Annotated in this window: 16 protein-coding genes and 1 other RNA gene; 6 read left to right on the forward strand and 11 right to left on the reverse strand. The window is 46.4% G+C overall.

Going from position 1 to position 16,463, the window contains the following annotated elements; translation table 11 throughout:
• The first annotated feature begins 10 nt into the window (after window positions 1-10).
• The 4 genes from purH to ruvB are packed head-to-tail and all read left to right on the forward strand — an operon-like array spanning window position 11 to window position 3,857.
• Window positions 11-1,591, forward strand: a complete 1,581-nt coding sequence (gene purH / locus C2740_RS08285) for a bifunctional phosphoribosylaminoimidazolecarboxamide formyltransferase/IMP cyclohydrolase (RefSeq protein WP_215293146.1) — start codon at window positions 11-13, stop codon at window positions 1,589-1,591.
• Between the two features lie 31 nt (window positions 1,592-1,622).
• Window positions 1,623-2,141: a crossover junction endodeoxyribonuclease RuvC gene (gene ruvC / locus C2740_RS08290; protein WP_215293148.1), complete on the forward strand. Its 519-nt coding sequence runs from the start codon at window positions 1,623-1,625 to the stop codon at window positions 2,139-2,141.
• A gap of 36 nt (window positions 2,142-2,177) precedes the next feature.
• Window positions 2,178-2,759: a Holliday junction branch migration protein RuvA gene (gene ruvA / locus C2740_RS08295; protein WP_215293150.1), complete on the forward strand. Its 582-nt coding sequence runs from the start codon at window positions 2,178-2,180 to the stop codon at window positions 2,757-2,759.
• Between the two features lie 27 nt (window positions 2,760-2,786).
• Window positions 2,787-3,857, forward strand: coding sequence for a Holliday junction branch migration DNA helicase RuvB (ruvB, locus tag C2740_RS08300; RefSeq protein WP_215293152.1), 1,071 nt, complete (start codon window positions 2,787-2,789; stop codon window positions 3,855-3,857).
• Here ruvB and tyrS read toward each other — a convergent pair.
• Window positions 3,854-5,086: a tyrosine--tRNA ligase gene (gene tyrS, locus C2740_RS08305; RefSeq protein ID WP_215293154.1), complete on the reverse strand. Its 1,233-nt coding sequence runs from the start codon at window positions 5,084-5,086 to the stop codon at window positions 3,854-3,856. The two genes, ruvB and tyrS, sit on opposite strands and share 4 nt — an antisense overlap.
• A 73-nt stretch (window positions 5,087-5,159) precedes the next feature.
• Between tyrS and C2740_RS08310 the strand changes: the two genes are divergently transcribed.
• Window positions 5,160-6,287, forward strand: a complete 1,128-nt coding sequence (locus C2740_RS08310) for an anhydro-N-acetylmuramic acid kinase (protein WP_215293156.1) — start codon at window positions 5,160-5,162, stop codon at window positions 6,285-6,287.
• Window positions 6,288-6,299: 12 nt separating this feature from the next.
• Here the strand turns inward: C2740_RS08310 and erpA are convergent, their stop codons facing one another.
• The 4 genes from erpA to rplM form a co-directional block, all read right to left on the reverse strand.
• The gene (gene erpA, locus C2740_RS08315; protein WP_215293158.1) at window positions 6,300-6,674 is read right to left on the reverse strand and encodes an iron-sulfur cluster insertion protein ErpA; all 375 of its coding nucleotides are present in this window, start codon (window positions 6,672-6,674) and stop codon (window positions 6,300-6,302) included.
• Window positions 6,675-6,742: 68 nt separating this feature from the next.
• On the reverse strand, window positions 6,743-7,801 hold the full coding sequence (gene argC / locus C2740_RS08320) for an N-acetyl-gamma-glutamyl-phosphate reductase (protein ID WP_215293160.1): 1,059 nt from the start codon (window positions 7,799-7,801) through the stop codon (window positions 6,743-6,745).
• Window positions 7,802-7,913: 112 nt separating this feature from the next.
• Window positions 7,914-8,315: a 30S ribosomal protein S9 gene (gene rpsI / locus C2740_RS08325; protein WP_071466175.1), complete on the reverse strand. Its 402-nt coding sequence runs from the start codon at window positions 8,313-8,315 to the stop codon at window positions 7,914-7,916.
• Between the two features lie 9 nt (window positions 8,316-8,324).
• Window positions 8,325-8,753: a 50S ribosomal protein L13 gene (gene rplM / locus C2740_RS08330; protein WP_215293162.1), complete on the reverse strand. Its 429-nt coding sequence runs from the start codon at window positions 8,751-8,753 to the stop codon at window positions 8,325-8,327.
• Between the two features lie 416 nt (window positions 8,754-9,169).
• Here rplM and C2740_RS08335 point away from each other — a divergent pair, with 416 nt between their 5' ends.
• Window positions 9,170-9,592 (forward strand): OsmC family protein, encoded by a 423-nt coding sequence (locus C2740_RS08335; RefSeq protein WP_215293164.1) that lies wholly within the window; start codon window positions 9,170-9,172, stop codon window positions 9,590-9,592.
• Here the strand turns inward: C2740_RS08335 and rnpB are convergent.
• The 6 genes from rnpB to aspS all read right to left on the reverse strand — a co-directional run bounded on the left by rnpB (window position 9,593) and on the right by aspS (window position 16,450).
• Window positions 9,593-9,899, reverse strand: an RNA gene (gene rnpB, locus C2740_RS08340) — RNase P RNA component class A. It abuts the gene before it with no gap.
• 58 nt (window positions 9,900-9,957) lie between these two features.
• The gene (gene pyrC / locus C2740_RS08345) at window positions 9,958-11,013 is read right to left on the reverse strand and encodes a dihydroorotase (protein ID WP_215293166.1); all 1,056 of its coding nucleotides are present in this window, start codon (window positions 11,011-11,013) and stop codon (window positions 9,958-9,960) included.
• A complete protein-coding gene (locus tag C2740_RS08350; RefSeq protein ID WP_215293168.1) occupies window positions 11,006-12,334 on the reverse strand; it encodes a glycerate kinase in 1,329 nt (442 codons plus the stop codon). The genes pyrC and C2740_RS08350 overlap by 8 nt, the downstream gene beginning before the upstream one ends.
• Before the next feature lie 9 nt (window positions 12,335-12,343).
• Entirely contained in the window at window positions 12,344-14,164 is a 1,821-nt protein-coding gene (locus tag C2740_RS08355; RefSeq protein WP_215293170.1) for an ABC transporter ATP-binding protein/permease, read from the reverse strand.
• Between the two features lie 9 nt (window positions 14,165-14,173).
• Window positions 14,174-14,623: a dihydroneopterin triphosphate diphosphatase gene (gene nudB, locus C2740_RS08360; protein ID WP_215293172.1), complete on the reverse strand. Its 450-nt coding sequence runs from the start codon at window positions 14,621-14,623 to the stop codon at window positions 14,174-14,176.
• Between the two features lie 27 nt (window positions 14,624-14,650).
• Entirely contained in the window at window positions 14,651-16,450 is a 1,800-nt protein-coding gene (gene aspS, locus C2740_RS08365) for an aspartate--tRNA ligase (RefSeq protein ID WP_215293174.1), read from the reverse strand.
• Window positions 16,451-16,463: the final 13 nt, after the last annotated feature.

A 16,463-nucleotide genomic window follows, 5' to 3' on the forward strand; every position in this document is an offset into this window, starting at 1 on the left:
ATCTGAAAATATGATCCGTACAGCCCTCCTTTCCGTTTCTGATAAAAATGGCATCGTGCCTTTTGCTAAAGCTCTCCATGAGCAGGGCATTCAGTTAATTTCTACCGGCGGAACAGCAAAACTGTTGGCTGAAAATAATCTGCCAGTAGTAGAGGTATCTTCTTTGACTAAGTTTCCGGAGATGTTGGATGGACGCGTTAAGACGCTGCACCCAATGGTGCATGGTGGACTACTGGCACGCAGAGACTTTCCTGATCACATGGCAGCCCTTAAAGAGCACGGTATCGATACCATTGATATGTTGGTCATTAATCTGTACCCATTCAATGAAACTGTTGCCAACGAAGCATGTTTATTTGAAGATGCAGTAGAAAACATTGATATCGGTGGACCAGCCATGTTGCGTGCTGCAGCAAAAAATCATCAAGATGTAACCGTCCTAATCTCTCCTGATGATTACGCTTCCGTCTTGGCTGAGATGAAAGCCAATCAGAATGTGGTTTCTTATAAAACGAATTTAGCTTTAGCCAAGAAAGTATTTGCACACACCGCACAATACGATGGTGCAATTGCTAACTATCTTTCTGCGTTGGGTGATGATTTAGATCACAAAGGACGGTCTGCTTATCCGGAAACACTACACCTTGCCTTTGAGAAGGTTCAAGAGATGCGTTACGGCGAGAACCCACACCAATCTGCAGCTTTCTATAAAGATATTCACCCAGTGGATGGCGCGCTTGCCAACTACAAGCAATTGCAAGGCAAAGAGCTTTCATATAACAACATTGCTGACGCTGACTCAGCCTGGGAGTGCGTTAAAAGCTTCACAGGCAATACTGGTGGCGCGGCAGCCTGCGTCATCATCAAGCATGCCAATCCTTGTGGCGTAGCCGTTGGTGCCACTCCACTCGAAGCTTACCAAAAGGCCTTCAAAACTGATCCAAGTTCAGCCTTTGGTGGAATCATTGCATTTAATGTACCGTGTGATGGCATTACTGCTGAAGCCATCTCCAAGCAATTTGTAGAAGTGCTTATTGCCCCTTGTTTTAGCGATGAGGCAAAGGCAATCTTTGCTGTAAAACACAATGTACGTCTACTAGAGATCCCGCTAGGCACCGCATTCAATCACTTTGATTTCAAACGCGTTGGTGGGGGCTTATTAGTGCAATCTCCAGATGCTAAAAATGTTCTTCAAAATGAAATGCGCGTTGTGAGTCAAAGACAGCCTACTCCAAGTGAGCTGAACGATATGATGTTCGCTTGGCGCGTTGCTAAGTTCGTCAAATCCAATGCGATCGTATATTGCGCCAATGGCATGACCCTTGGAATTGGCGCCGGCCAAATGAGTCGCGTTGACTCTGCACGCATAGCAAGCATTAAAGCGGAAAACGCAGGTCTAAGCCTTAAGGGCTCAGCAGTAGCGAGCGATGCCTTCTTCCCATTTCGCGATGGCTTAGATGTTGTAGTGAATGGTGGTGCAAGCTGCGCTATTCAGCCAGGCGGCAGTATGCGCGATGATGAAATTATTGCCGCAGCCAATGAGCACGGTATCGCTATGATCTTTACTGGCACACGTCACTTCCGTCACTAAGCAAGCAAAGATTAGGAAGAATTTAGCTCCCATGCGCTGGATAGGAATCGACCCTGGTTTACGCACTACTGGCTTTGGCGTGATTGATGTTGATGGTCAAAAACTCACTTATGTAGCTTCAGGCACAATTGAGAGCGGCGATCCAGCCAAAGGATTGCCGGAGCGACTTGGGGTACTCTTTGCTGGCGTTAAAGAAGTATTGGATACCTACAAACCTCAATCTGCTGCGATTGAAGAAGTTTTCTTGAATGTCAATCCGCGATCAACTCTGATGCTTGGTCAGGCTAGGGGTGCCGTGATTGCAGCGCTAGTATCTGCAAAACTGCCTGTTGCTGAATACAGCGCCTTAAGAGTAAAGCAATCCATTGTGGGGACGGGCCGGGCTGCCAAACCACAAGTTCAAGAGATGGTGAAGCGCTTACTCAAACTCAATCGCGCCCCAGGGCCAGATGCTTCTGATGCCTTAGGAGTTGCAATCTGCGCTGCGCATCATGCACAAATTCCGCCCGCAATTACTGCAGCTTTGACCCCTAAAAAACGTAGTAAATAAAAATTGTCTAAATACATTACAGGTTAGTATCTTTATATGATTGGTCGCATTCAAGGAATCCTCGTTTCAGTTCATCCGCCCCGCCTATTGGTTGACTGCCAGGGTATTGGCTATGAAGTAGATGTGCCGATGAGCACCTTGTATCAATTACCCCAAGCAGGTCAAAAAATTACGCTTCTTACCCACTTTCAGGTGCGTGAAGATGCACAACAACTTTTTGGCTTCGCCACTGAAACCGAGCGGGAAGCATTTAGGCAGCTTATTAAAATTAGCGGTGTTGGTTCAAGAACCGCATTAGCAGTTCTATCTGGCATGAGTGTTAATGAGCTAGCTCAAGCAATTGCCCTTCAAGAGGCGGGGCGCCTCACTCAAGTACCCGGTATTGGTAAAAAAACTGCTGAGCGTCTGTGTCTTGAGCTCAAAGGAAAACTAGCCCCGGACCTTGGCATTACTGCTGGCAAACCTCAGGCATTGGATGCCAATAGCGAAGTCTTGCAAGCGCTCCTAGCTTTAGGCTACTCAGAAAAAGAAGCGCTCTTGGCACTTAAGCAGATCCCCCCAGACACCTCAGTTTCCGACGGCATTCGGATCGGCTTAAAATATTTATCTAAGACCTGACAAGCTAAACCCCACTAAACTGGCAGCATGGCAATTCATACAGACGACCTCAGCTCTATTCCCGAAGATCTCCCAGAGGGCAGTGATCGTATTGTGAGCGGTGCCGCGGGAAACACTGAGGCCGTTTTTGAAAGAGCGCTTCGTCCAAAACAACTTGATGAGTATGTTGGTCAAACCAAAGCTCGCGCCCAGCTAGAAATATTTATTAGCGCTACGAGAGCGCGTCAAGAAGCATTGGATCATGTCCTCTTATTTGGGCCTCCAGGTCTTGGCAAAACTACCCTAGCCCACATCATTGCTAGAGAGCTTGGCGTCAACTTACGTCAAACCAGTGGTCCCGTATTGGATAGACCGGGAGACCTTGCAGCTTTGCTCACCAATTTAGAGGCAAATGATGTGCTCTTCATTGATGAGATTCATCGCCTCTCCCCAATCGTCGAAGAAATCCTTTACCCTGCGTTAGAAGATTACAGTCTAGACATCATGATTGGTGAAGGCCCTGCCGCACGCAGTGTCAAAATTGATCTGAAGCCTTTTACTTTAATTGGTGCAACGACCCGTGCTGGCATGCTCACCAACCCATTACGCGACCGCTTTGGTATTGTGGCAAGGCTTGAGTTCTACACCACTGAAGAACTCACCAAGATCATTAATCGCTCAGCGAGCCTGCTCAAAGCAGACATTGATCCAGAGGGCTCGGTAGAAATCGCCAAGCGTGCACGCGGCACTCCACGTATTGCAAATCGTTTACTACGCCGTGTCAGAGACTATGCAGAAGTAAAAGGTACAGGAACGATTACGAAGGCAATGGCTGATGCTGCATTGAAGATGCTAGATGTTGATCCAAGCGGCTTTGATGTGATGGACAGAAAATTGCTTGAAGCCATCTTGCACAAATTTGATGGTGGTCCCGTTGGGATTGATAACTTGGCTGCTGCGATTGGTGAAGAGCGGGACACCATTGAAGATGTGCTAGAGCCCTATCTGATTCAGCAAGGCTACTTACAGAGAACCTCGCGTGGCCGAGTAGCGACACGTCAGGCCTATGAGCACTTTGGCTTAACGCCGCCCAGCGGCAGCGCTAGCCTAGATATTTAAGCTAGTGTCACTTTCGCAAACTTGCGTTTGCCTACCTGCACAACATAAGTTCCAGCCTCAATCTTTAACTGCTTATCAGCAACCGTTGCGCCGTCAATCTTCACCCCACCTTGCTCAATATTACGATTGGCTTCTGAAGTAGATGGCGCCAGTCCTGCAGCCTTTAATAGATTTGCAATCGCCATAGGGGTGCCAGTGAGATTTACTTCCGGAATATCGTCAGGTAAACCGCCCTTAGCGCGATGATTAAAGTCTTCTAATGCCTTTTCTGCCGCAGCCTGAGAATGAAAACGCGCCACGATTTCTTGTGCGAGAAGCACTTTGCAGTCTTTTGGATTACGACCAGTAGCAACTTCTTGTTTCATCAAATCAATTTCTGACATTGGTCTAAACGACAATAATGTGAAGTAATCCCACATCAAGTCATCAGAGATACTCAGGAGTTTTCCGAACATCTCTCCAGCAGGTTCGCTAATGCCAATGTAATTACCTTTAGACTTACTCATCTTCTCAACGCCATCCAGCCCAACCAAGAGAGGCATCGTCAAAATACACTGAGGCTCTTGTCCATATTCACGCTGGAGTTCACGTCCAACCAAGAGATTAAATTTTTGGTCAGTACCGCCAAGCTCTAAATCACTCTTGAGTGCGACAGAGTCGTAACCCTGTATTAATGGATACAAAAATTCATGAATAGAAATAGGTACACCGTTGCGATAGCGCTTAGTAAAGTCATCACGCTCTAGCATGCGAGCAACTGTATGTTTGGCAGCCAACTGGATCATGCCGCGTGCGCCTAATGGATCACACCATTCACTGTTGTAACGTACCTCTGTCTTCGCAGGATCAAGCACCATGCTTGCCTGACGATAGTAAGTTTCTGCATTGACCGCGATCTCTTCCGCAGACAATGGTGGGCGAGTAGCATTACGTCCAGATGGATCGCCAATCATACTGGTGAAGTCACCAATCAAGAAAATGACTGTATGCCCTAAATCTTGTAGTTGACGTAATTTATTTAAAACAACCGTATGGCCCAAATGAATATCTGGCGCAGTAGGATCTAACCCCAACTTAATTCTGAGTGGGATCTTGGTAGCCTGGCTACGAGCCAACTTCTGGACCCAATCGGCCTCAACCAATAGCTCATCACAGCCACGCTTGGTGACTTCAAGGGCCTCAAAGACTTCAGGGGTCAAAGGATATTTTTGTTCTGGTTTAGCCGTCATACTGATTCGGATGCTGATACAGTGATTTAGTATTTAAATTGTTAAGCATAATTGTCGCATTCCTGAGAACTAGATGAACAAACTGCATTCCCTCTACATTGGCCTCATGTCTGGAACCAGCCTAGATGGGATCGATGCCGTTCTAGCCAAGATCGAATCCAACGGAGAAACGAGCATCCAAGCAGCCTTCATTACCCCTTTTAGTCCAGAGTTACGTAAAACCCTGTTTGAGCTTCAAAGCCCCGGTAGCAATGAGCTCCACCGGGAGAAGCAAGCAGGGAACGCCTTAGCCATGGCCTATGCAGAGGCAGTGAACCAGCTATTAAAAAAAGTGGATTTGCAGGCCTCAGATATTGCTGCAATTGGTGCCCATGGACAAACGATTCGCCACCAACCTCACCTTGGGGATATGGCCTATACCCATCAGACTCTCAATCCAGCGCTCTTGGCAGAAAAGTCTGGCATTGATGTCATTGCTGACTTTAGAAGTCGCGACCTCGCAGCAGGTGGTCATGGCGCGCCTTTGGTCCCAGCCTTTCATGCGCAGCAATTTTCTTCAGCAGAAAATTTAGCAGTACTCAATATCGGCGGCATCGCCAATCTCACGCTACTTCCAAAGAATGGCGAAGTGACTGGCTTTGATTGTGGCCCAGGAAATATGTTGATGGATGCTTGGATACGTGAGCATCAAGGAAATGCATTTGATGAAAATGGTAACTGGGCACTGCAAGGCGAAGCAAATGAAATATTACTTACAAAGATGTTGGCTGACCCTTTCTTTGGAAAATCTCCGCCCAAGAGCACTGGGCGAGACGATTTTCATCTTGACTGGCTACATGGGAAAATTGGCCGAGATAATCATCATGCTGAAGATGTACAAGCAACACTTTTACACCTAACAGCTCACTCGGCACTAGAGGCTTTAGTCCGTCATGCCCCGCAAACCCAGAAGCTAATTGTCTGCGGAGGCGGCGCCAGAAATAACGCCTTAATAAATTTACTTAAAATTAAAGCGCAGCACTTCTTTACAGTGCCTTTAGAAATTGTCACAAGTGATGCTGTTGGGATTGACCCACAACTCGTTGAAGGTCTTGCTTTTGCATGGCTTGCGTGGGCCCATAAAGAAAAACGGCCAGCAAATTTGCCAGCCGTTACAGGAGCGAAGGGCCCTAGAATTCTAGGTGCTTGCTATCCTGCGTAATTTATTAATTACTTAGGCAGAGAAAGAGGATCCGCAGCCGCAAGTGGTTTGAGCATTTGGATTCTTAATCACAAACTGCGAACCGTTGATATCTTCTTTGTAATCAATCTCAGCGCCAACTAAATATTGGAAGCTCATGGAGTCAACCAAAAGAGTTACGCCATTTTTTTCAAACAAGGTGTCGTCTTCATTCACAGCGTCATCAAATGTGAAGCCGTATTGAAAACCAGAGCAACCGCCACCTTGAACAAACACGCGCAGTTTTAATTCAGGGTTGCCTTCTTCAGCAATCAAGTCTGCCACTTTTGCAGCGGCACTATCCGTGAACACCAAAGGGGTTGGTGGCTCTGATAGATCTTGTACGGGTTGCGTAGCTAATTCAGTCATGATTTACTCCTAATTCAAAATGCGATTTCCTATTTTAGGCTTTTAATGCCTAGCTTGCTGAAGGGTCTTTATGGTGAAACCGCAATCTGGGTCAAACCCGTTGTCTCAGGCAAGCCAAACATGAGGTTCATGCACTGCACGCCCTGGCCAGAAGCACCTTTCACTAAATTGTCTTCCACCACCAAAATCACCAAAGTATCACCGCCACCAGGACGATGAATAGCGATCCGAATGCCATTGCTACCACGTACAGAACGTGTTTCTGGATGGCTGCCAGCGGGCATGACATCCACAAAAGGCTCATCTTTATAGAAGGTTTCATAGAGATTTTGGTAGTCCACGCCCTTGCCTGCCTCAGTCAAACGTACATACAAAGTTGAATGAATACCCCTGATCATTGGGGTTAGGTGTGGCACAAATGTCAGACCAATTTCGTCATGGCCAGCAATTGCCTTTAAGCCCTGCACAATCTCCGGAAGGTGACGATGGCCTTTAACGCCATAGGCCTTAAAGTTATCGCTTGATTCTGAAAGCAGCGTACCAATCTCCGCCTTACGTCCAGCACCAGAAGTGCCTGATTTGGAATCAGAGATGATGTGGGTGCCATCGATCAAGTGCTTTCCGCCTGTAGATTTCGGTGAGAGTAGTGGTGCAAGACCAAGCTGCACTGAGGTTGGGTAGCAACCAGCTAATCCCACCACACGTGCTTTTTTAATTGCTTCACGATTAATTTCAGCCAAACCATAAACGGCTTCAGCCAAAATATCTGGGCAGCTATGTTCCATGCCATACCAGTTGGCAAACTCTTTGACATCCTTCAATCTAAAGTCTGCAGCAAGGTCCAAGATCTTGACATTGTTAGCCAGCAATTCTTTTGCTTGCGCCATGGCAACACCATGTGGTGTCGCAAAGAACACAACATCACACTCGTTTAATTTAGCTTCGTCTGGAGTTGTAAATTTCAGATCAACCCGCCCACGCAAAGATGGAAACATATCAGCAACTGGCATACCAGCTTCTGTGCGAGATGTAATAGCCACAATTTTTACCTCAGGATGTTGCGCCAATAAACGCAATAACTCCACTCCGGTATATCCAGTGCCACCAACGATGCCAACTTTAATCATGCCATTCTCCAAAATACCGACTGATGAGTTTTATTGCTTTAAAACCTAGATTGTAGAAACAAAAAGGGCCGCTTGCGCGACCCTTTCGATAAAACTTAAGCGACTGAAAGAATTAGCGCTTGCTGAACTGCTTACGACGACGTGCGCCATGCAGACCAACTTTTTTACGCTCAACCTCACGAGCATCGCGGGTTACCAAACCTGCTTTAGACAGAGTTGGCTTCAAAGCGTTGTCGTAGTCGATCAATGCACGAGTCACACCGTGACGAACCGCACCAGCTTGGCCAGTTTCACCGCCACCAGATACGTTCACTTTAATATCAAAGGTTGTTAGGTGTGCTGTAAGAGCCAAAGGCTGACGAGCAATCATCCGTGATGTTTCACGAGCAAAATACGCATCGATAGGCTTACCATTAACAATGATTTCGCCTTTGCCAGATTTAATAAATACACGCGCCACAGAACTCTTGCGACGACCAGTACCGTAATTCCAATTTCCGTAATTAATAGCCATTTGGTTTCCTTAAATCTCTAGCGCTTTTGGCTGTTGAGCCGCATGCGGATGAGTAGCGTCGCCATAAACTTTCAATTTCTTGATCATGGCATAGCCTAGTGGGCCTTTTGGCAACATACCTTTCACAGCCTTCTCCAAAGCACGGCCTGGGAAACGGTCTTGCATCTTATCGAAGTTGGTCGAGCTAATACCGCCTGGGTATCCGCTGTGACGGTAATAGATCTTGTTCAAGCCTTTTGTGCCTGTGACACGCAGCTTAGAAGAATTAATGACAACAATAAAGTCGCCAGTATCAACGTGTGGGGTGTATTCAGGCTTGTGTTTGCCGCGTAGACGGTGTGCCACTTCACTGGCGACACGACCGAGGACTTTGTCCGTAGCGTCAATCACGAACCATTCATGCACTACCTCATGGGATTTTGCAGAAAAAGTTTTCATGATTTCTCAAATTGTTATAGTCAAAAAATTACTCCAACCAAACTACGTCCACCTTGGCCCTGCTTATGTTTGCAAGCTCGCAGATTCTGCAATCTAATTGGTAAAACAATTACCGCTGACTGGTTCGGTAATTCAGTAAAGCCTTGAATTGTAACCCAAAAAAAACCCAGGAACTAGTCCTGGGTTGGAATCCACCGATGTTTGGGTGGAGGAGACACTGGGAGGAAAGTCAAAGTCTTCTATAAGACTGACTACCAATATGGTTATTGTATAGATAATTATGGTGCGATGCAAGAAAATTGACCGAAATCAATTTTTTGATGCTTTTAAACCAAAATAGCTGCCTACCAGAGGTCTATTAATATTGGTAAACTATTGATAATATTGATTAATTTAGTAAGTTAGGAATCACTAATATGGAATGTCGAGTATCTTGGCTAGGTAACAGCGGGATGGCTTTTTCTGCAGAAACCGGCAGTGGTCACTTGTTAAATATGGATGGCGCCCCTGAGGCGGGAGGCAGAAATCTAGCTCCTCGGCCAATGGAGCTGCTTTTGGCTGGTACAGGGGGTTGCTCTGCGTTTGATGTGGTTTTAATCCTACAAAGAGCTCGTCAGGCTATTAGCGCCTGCGATGTCACCCTTCAGGCTGAACGGGCTACAGAAGACCCCAAAGTCTTCACTAAGATCAATTTGCACTTCATAGTTAAAGGCAAGGATCTTGACCAGGCCAAAGTGGATCGAGCCGTCAAACTGTCGCATGAAAAATATTGCTCTGCCACCGCGATGTTGGCAAAAACAGCTGAATTAACTTACAGCATCGAAGTCATTTCAGAATAAGTGCAGAGTCAATCGATAAGCCGGATTCTGTCGCCTAGACTTTCATCTAGGGGCAATCATTCCTCTAGGCCGGCAGTTACCTGACGGCTCAAGCTCCCTACCCGCAGACTCAGCGGGACGCCTCATCGCCTGCTTACTTGGGATTGCTCCGGGTGGAGGTTACCGCGTTTCACCGTAACTAAATACGCTCGTCTCTGTGGCCCTATTCCTCACGTCACCGTGGATGGCCGTTAGCCATCACCCTTCCCTATGGAGTCCGGACTTTCCTCCCCCTCAATAAAGAAGCGGCGATTGCCCAATTGACTCTGCGCCTGCAGTCTAACGCAGTCAGAGCAAATTGGCTTGCAAAAAGAATGGTGGTGGAATTAGGCTAACGACCAAGCAATGGTTTCGCCAGCGCGCAGCGGAACAATAGTTTCAGCACCTAACGGCAACTCAGCAGGAATACTGTGCGCTTGTTTGGTGAGTGTAATTTTTTTGCTATTACGGGGCAAAGTATAAAAATCGGGGCCAAAAAAGCTTGCAAAGCCTTCTAATTTATCCAACTTGCCAACACTCTCGAATGCTTCAGCGTATAAGCCGAGGGCATTGAATGCGCTATAGCAACCAGCACAACCACAGGCTGCTTCTTTGGCACCCTTAGCATGTGGAGCACTATCGGTACCCAAGAAGAAACGCGGGCTAGCACTAGTAGCGGCATCTAATAATGCTACACGATGCTCTTCACGCTTAAGCACTGGCAAACAATAATTGTGAGGACGAATGCCGCCAGCAAAAATCGCATTGCGATTCATGAGTAAATGCTGTGGAGTAATTGTAGCTGCCAAAGTATTACCAGGAACTGAAGCATCGCGCACATAATGCGCAGCTTGTTTAGTTGTAATGTGTTCAAACACTATTTTGAGTGCCGGAAAATCTTTGCGCAATGGTTCAAGCACTGTGTCAATGAAGACTGCTTCACGGTCGAAGATATCGATCTCGGAACTCGTCACTTCACCGTGGACTAAAAGCGGCATACCCACTGCTTGCATTGCCTCCAAAACTTTATAGCAGCGCTTGATATCGCTAACCCCCGCATCACTATTGGTGGTAGCGCCTGCAGGATACAACTTAAAACCAGCAATACCTTCTACTCTAGCTTTGCGCACTTCGTCAGGCGAAGTATTATCCGTGAGATACAAAGTCATCAACGGAGTAAAGCTGCTAACGCCTAAAGATTTCAGACTAGATTCAATCCGATCGCGATAAGCATTAGCCAAGTCTACGGTAGTGACGGGTGGCTTTAAATTCGGCATGATGATCGCGCGCGCAAACTGGCGCGCAGTATCAACCAAAACATCTTTCATGACTTCACCATCACGAATGTGCAAATGCCAATCGTCAGGCTGAATCAGTTGAATTTGAGTAGGGCTGTTAGGCATATGATGTATTAAGCAAAATGATACGGAAATCATTGACATTCGTTAGCGTAGGGCCAGTTTCCACTAAAGCATCTAATTCTGCAAAAAAACCATAACAATCATGACTGGCTAAAAATGGTTCCGGCGCAATCCCTTTGGCCATACTCCCCGCGCGAACATCGCCTGTAAACCAAGCACCAGCATTCTTTTCGCTACCGTCAATACCATCGGTGTCGGCAGCTAAAGCCGCCAAATTAGGCAGATCTTTTGAGGCCGCAAAGAGTGAGAGTAGGTATTCGCTACAACGCCCACCCCGACCTTTAACGCCCGCAGGAATAGTGACAGTACATTCGCCTCCAGAAATAATCGCAATAGGCTTATCAGTCAACTTAGATAAATGCTCTCTAGCCAATTGCGCCTGACTGATGCCAACTGCTTGAGCTTCACCGGTAATCGTATCCCCCAGAACAATGGGTTCATAACCTTGGCTACGAACATAATCAGCCGCAGCCTCTAAACTTTTATAAGCTGTTGCAATGACATGGTTTGCCACTTGGGCATTTACCAAATCAGCCTCTTTTAAGGTCTCTGGCTTTTCTCCTGCAAGGCCTTGTTGCAGATGATTTAATACTGAAACAGGAATGTCGTCTTTACCTAAGTGATATTTTTCAAAGATAGCAAAGGCATCTTGGTAAGTTGAGTAATCAGCCGCACAAGGACCACTAGCAATATCGGCAGGTGAATCGCCTGTCACATCAGAGATCAGTAGTGCCTCTACCCGTGCACCACGCTCAATAGCAACTCTTGCCAAATTACCACCCAAAATTGCAGATAAATGTTTGCGGACAATATTCATCTCCTCTATTGGAGCGCCGCTGCGCAAAAGCGCCTCAGTAGTCTGGCGCATATCCTCAATGGAGATACCTTCTTGCGGCAGCGTTAGCAGACTTGAACCCCCACCGGAAACTAAAGCAATCAATACATCGCCCAGCTCAAGTTGCTTGGCTAATGCGTATATCGCCTTGGCGCCATCCATGCCCGCTTGATCGGGCACCGGATGACCCGCTTCAATAATTTGAATGTGTTTAGTAGATGATGCATGTCCATAACGAGTCAACACTACCCCTTCTAGATTTACTTGGGGCCAGTGCGCTTGCGCATAGATCTCTAAAGCGCTAGCCATTGATGCGCTCGCCTTACCAGCACCGACTACTAAGCATCGCCCTCTAGGCTCTTGGCCAGCAGGAAATATCTTGGCTAAATATTGCGGAACAATGACTTGGGGGTCAGCTACAGCTACAGCAGCTGCAAAGGCATTTTTTAAGATATTTTGCTGTCTCATCAGACTATTCTAATCAAGAGCAGCACGTTCTTGCATTTGCCACATCTCAGCGTACCTACCTTGAGCCGCTAGCAATTGAAGATGGGTACCCCGCTCCACGATTTGCCCATGATCCATCACCAAGATTTGATCTGCGTGAATAATGGTCGACAGCCTATGCGCAATGATGAGGGTAGTGCGGTTTTTAGCCAAACTCAGTAATTCTTCCTGAAATGCTCTTTCTGTTTTGGAGTCCAAAGCAGAGGTGGCCTCATCAAATATCAACATTGCAGGCCTCTTCAGGAGCGTTCTAGCAATTGCTACGCGCTGCTTCTCACCACCAGAGAGCTTTAAACCTCTTTCGCCCACTTGAGTATCGTAACCATCTGGCAAACGCTTAATAAAGCGATCAATTTGTGCAGCTCTAGCAGCCTCTTGCACCTCTTCAATCGAGGCAGAAGGATCGCCATAAGCAATGTTATAGCCAATAGTGTCATTAAATAGAACTGTGTCTTGCGGAACGATACCAATCGCTTTACGCAAGCTAGCTTGCGTTACATCTTGGATATTTTGATGATCAATGAAGATTTTTCCAGACTGCACATCATAAAAACGGAATAACAGTCTTGCCAAAGTGCTCTTGCCAGCGCCGCTTTGACCCACTACCGCAGTAATAGTACCTGCTGGTATGCTGAAACTCACATTATTCAGAATTTCACGTTTTGCTTCATAGTGAAACGAGACGTTCTCGAAACATACATCTGGTCCATGATCTTGGTACTCAATTCGCAATGGCTTAGCATTTGGTGAGTCTGCAATTTCTTTATCGGTATTGAGCAAAGAAAACATCCGATCCATATCAGTCAATGCCTGCTTGATCTCTCGGTAAATCACGCCCAAGAAGTTCAAAGGTATGTATAACTGAATCATCAAAGTATTTACCAAGACCAAGTCGCCCAGGGTCATTGCTCCATTAACGACGCTAATCGTGGCACGCCACAGAATCAACATCAGTCCAACAGCAATAATGATTTGCTGTCCTAAATTTAGAACTGCCAAAGTCTTCTGAGACTTTACTGCCGCCGTTTGATAGCGTAATAAATTCTCGTCGTAACGACTGGCTTCAAAAGCTTCGTTTCCAAAATACTTTACGGTCTCAAAGTTTAATAAGGAATCAATTGCCTTTTGATTGGCCTTTGAATCCATATCGTTCATGGTGCGACGAAAATGGGCGCGCCATTCAGTGACGACGATAGTAAAAATAATATAGAGCACTAGCGCGATTAAGGTAATCGCTGCAAACCAAATATCGTAGGAGTAAGCAAGGTAGCCCAGCACCAAACAGAATTCAATGAGTGTCGGCAGGATGCTATAGAGCGAGTAAGAAATGAGTGACTGAATACCACGTGTTCCGCGCTCGATATCGCGACTTACCCCACCGGTCTGTCTAGCTAGATGAAAGCTCAGCGCTAATGAATGTAGATGTTCAAATACTTGAAGCGCGACTTTGCGTACTGCATTCTGAGTTACTTTGGCAAATAGCGCCTCACGTAGTTCCGTAAATAAAGAAGCGGAAATTCTTAATAAGCCATAAGCAAGGATGATGCCAAGGGGAACAACCAATAGAGCTTGGGGGGAGTCCGCTTTGATATCTAAAGAGTCAATTAACTCTTTCATCAAAATAGGGATACCAAGATTGGCGACTTTTGCGGCGATAAGGCAACTTAGTGCAACGATGACCCGCAAGCGATATTCCAAGAGATAAGGAAGTAGATCACTTATGACTCGCCAATCACCCCTTTGTGGTGTTTTTGAATCTAAGCTATTGTGATGGCCCGATGAATGTCTCATCGCCCTATCTTATTCCTTATTACCTGAGAATAATTTCAGAATAGCCTCGCCATTGCTGGGAGAAAAACATTTCTGAGCAGCCTCTTCAAATGGTAGCCATTGATATGCCACATGCTCTCTAGGAGCAAGCTGAATTTGAATATTTTCTGGAGCCTGAAGAGCAAACCAATGTTCGATATTACGGGTAACGCCAGGCGAATAACGAAAGCGCCACTCTGGATAAATCGTGTACTCAATCTGATGATGCATATTGACAAGAGAGCCGGCAGGCAGTTTTTCTACGGCTATACCAGTTTCTTCAAAGACCTCGCGGGTTGCGGCGGAGGCGAGATCTTCCTCTGGCGCATCTAAGCTACCAGTAACCGATTGCCAAAACCCCAAGCGATCTGCACGCTCTATTAATAAAACATCCCTATTCGATTTGTAGATAACAACTAAAACCGAGATCGGGATTTTCAAAATGGGGCTAGGTATTAATTGGCTTATTTATGCAGCTGGCACCGCTTGACGCAAACGGATATGCAATTCACGCAGTTGACGCTCATCTACAGCACTAGGAGCTTGTGTTAACAAGCACTGTGCACGCTGTGTCTTAGGAAAGGCAATCACGTCACGAATTGATTCAGCACCAGTCATCATCGTCACGATACGATCTAAACCGAACGCAATACCGCCGTGAGGGGGAGCGCCGTATTGAAGCGCATCCAATAAGAACCCAAACTTGGCCTGCGCCTCTTCGGCACCAATCTTCAGGGCGCGGAATACCTGACTCTGAACAGCTTCTTGGTGAATACGTACCGAGCCACCACCAATTTCGCTACCATTTAGAACCATGTCATAGGCTTTGGCCAAGCACTTACCAGGATCAGATTCCAGATACTTCATATGCTCATCTTTGGGGCTTGTAAACGGATGATGGCAAGCAACCCAACGCGCTTCACCTTCGTCGTAATCAAACATTGGGAAATCAATTACCCACAATGGTTTCCAGCCTTCAGTAAGGAGACCATGCTCCCTCCCCCAAGCTGAGTGGCCAATACGCAGACGTAAGTTACCAATCGCATCATTCACTACTTTTTCTTTATCAGCACCGAAGAAAATAATGTCGCCATCTTTGGCAGCGGTACGTTTCAAAATGCCCTCAATCGCTGCATCATGCAAATTCTTCACAATCGGAGACTGCAAACCATTGCGACCTTCAGCAATGGAGTTCACCTTAATCCAGGCTAAACCTTTGGCACCATAAATGCTGACAAATTGGGTGTAGTCATCAATTTCGCTACGACTAATCTCGGCGCCGCCAGGTACGCATAAACCCACTACACGGCCACCCTCTTGGTTGGCCGCTCCTGAGAAGACCTTGAAATCAACGTCTTTCATCAAATCGGTCAACTCAGTGAACTCGAAATTCACACGCAAGTCTGGCTTGTCAGAGCCAAAACGTGCCATTCCTTCTGAATAAGGCATGGTTGGGAATGGGTTAGGCAATTCCACATTCATCGTTTTCTTAAAAATATGACGAATCATGTTTTCAAAGAGTTCACGAATTTCTAATTCGCTTAAGAATGCAGTTTCACAGTCAATCTGCGTGAATTCAGGTTGACGATCCGCGCGCAAATCTTCGTCACGGAAGCATTTGGTAATTTGATAATAGCGGTCAAAGCCAGCCACCATCAACAACTGCTTAAATAACTGCGGAGATTGTGGCAAGGCAAAGAATTGACCATCATGCACTCGCGAAGGAACCAAGTAATCACGTGCACCTTCTGGTGTACTCTTAGTCAACATCGGGGTTTCAATATCGATAAAGCCCGCATCATCTAAGTAACGACGGCACTCCATTGCAACGTTGTAACGCAAACGTAAATTCTTTTGCATCTGAGGACGACGCAAGTCTAATACGCGATGAGTAAGGCGAGTAGTCTCGGATAAATTTTCATCATCGATCTGGAATGGCGGGGTCACGGATGCATTCAAAATCACAAGTTCATGACACAGTATTTCTACTTTTCCACTAATGAGTTCGTTATTTTCAGTGCCAGCAGGACGCGCACGCACGAGTCCTTTAATCTGAATGCAGAACTCGCTGCGTACTTGCTCGGCTAAAGCAAACATCTCAGGGCGATCTGGATCGCAGACTACCTGCACAAAACCTTCGCGGTCGCGTAAGTCAATAAAGATCACGCCCCCGTGGTCACGACGGCGATTAACCCATCCAGCAAGGGTGACTTCTTTACCAATCAGTGAATCGGTTACCTGTCCGCAGGTATGGCTTCGCATCAACATAACAATTTCCTAT

The organism is Polynucleobacter sp. MG-5-Ahmo-C2 (genome assembly GCF_018687735.1).
Taxonomy (GTDB): domain Bacteria; phylum Pseudomonadota; class Gammaproteobacteria; order Burkholderiales; family Burkholderiaceae; genus Polynucleobacter.

What these genes read in the sequence shown, in the direction of transcription:
- aspS (WP_215293174.1), bottom strand. Translation starts at nt 16,450, where the DNA reads ATGTTGATGCGAAGCCATACCTGCGGACAGGTAACCGATTCACTGATT.
- C2740_RS08310 (WP_215293156.1), top strand. Translation starts at nt 5,160, where the DNA reads ATGAACAAACTGCATTCCCTCTACATTGGCCTCATGTCTGGAACCAGC.
- rplM (WP_215293162.1), bottom strand. Translation starts at nt 8,753, where the DNA reads ATGAAAACTTTTTCTGCAAAATCCCATGAGGTAGTGCATGAATGGTTC.
- C2740_RS08355 (WP_215293170.1), bottom strand. Translation starts at nt 14,164, where the DNA reads ATGAGACATTCATCGGGCCATCACAATAGCTTAGATTCAAAAACACCA.
- argC (WP_215293160.1), bottom strand. Translation starts at nt 7,801, where the DNA reads ATGATTAAAGTTGGCATCGTTGGTGGCACTGGATATACCGGAGTGGAG.
- ruvC (WP_215293148.1), top strand. Translation starts at nt 1,623, where the DNA reads ATGCGCTGGATAGGAATCGACCCTGGTTTACGCACTACTGGCTTTGGC.
- tyrS (WP_215293154.1), bottom strand. Translation starts at nt 5,086, where the DNA reads ATGACGGCTAAACCAGAACAAAAATATCCTTTGACCCCTGAAGTCTTT.
- erpA (WP_215293158.1), bottom strand. Translation starts at nt 6,674, where the DNA reads ATGACTGAATTAGCTACGCAACCCGTACAAGATCTATCAGAGCCACCA.
- rpsI (WP_071466175.1), bottom strand. Translation starts at nt 8,315, where the DNA reads ATGGCTATTAATTACGGAAATTGGAATTACGGTACTGGTCGTCGCAAG.
- ruvB (WP_215293152.1), top strand. Translation starts at nt 2,787, where the DNA reads ATGGCAATTCATACAGACGACCTCAGCTCTATTCCCGAAGATCTCCCA.
- ruvA (WP_215293150.1), top strand. Translation starts at nt 2,178, where the DNA reads ATGATTGGTCGCATTCAAGGAATCCTCGTTTCAGTTCATCCGCCCCGC.
- C2740_RS08335 (WP_215293164.1), top strand. Translation starts at nt 9,170, where the DNA reads ATGGAATGTCGAGTATCTTGGCTAGGTAACAGCGGGATGGCTTTTTCT.
- pyrC (WP_215293166.1), bottom strand. Translation starts at nt 11,013, where the DNA reads ATGCCTAACAGCCCTACTCAAATTCAACTGATTCAGCCTGACGATTGG.
- C2740_RS08350 (WP_215293168.1), bottom strand. Translation starts at nt 12,334, where the DNA reads ATGAGACAGCAAAATATCTTAAAAAATGCCTTTGCAGCTGCTGTAGCT.
- purH (WP_215293146.1), top strand. Translation starts at nt 11, where the DNA reads ATGATCCGTACAGCCCTCCTTTCCGTTTCTGATAAAAATGGCATCGTG.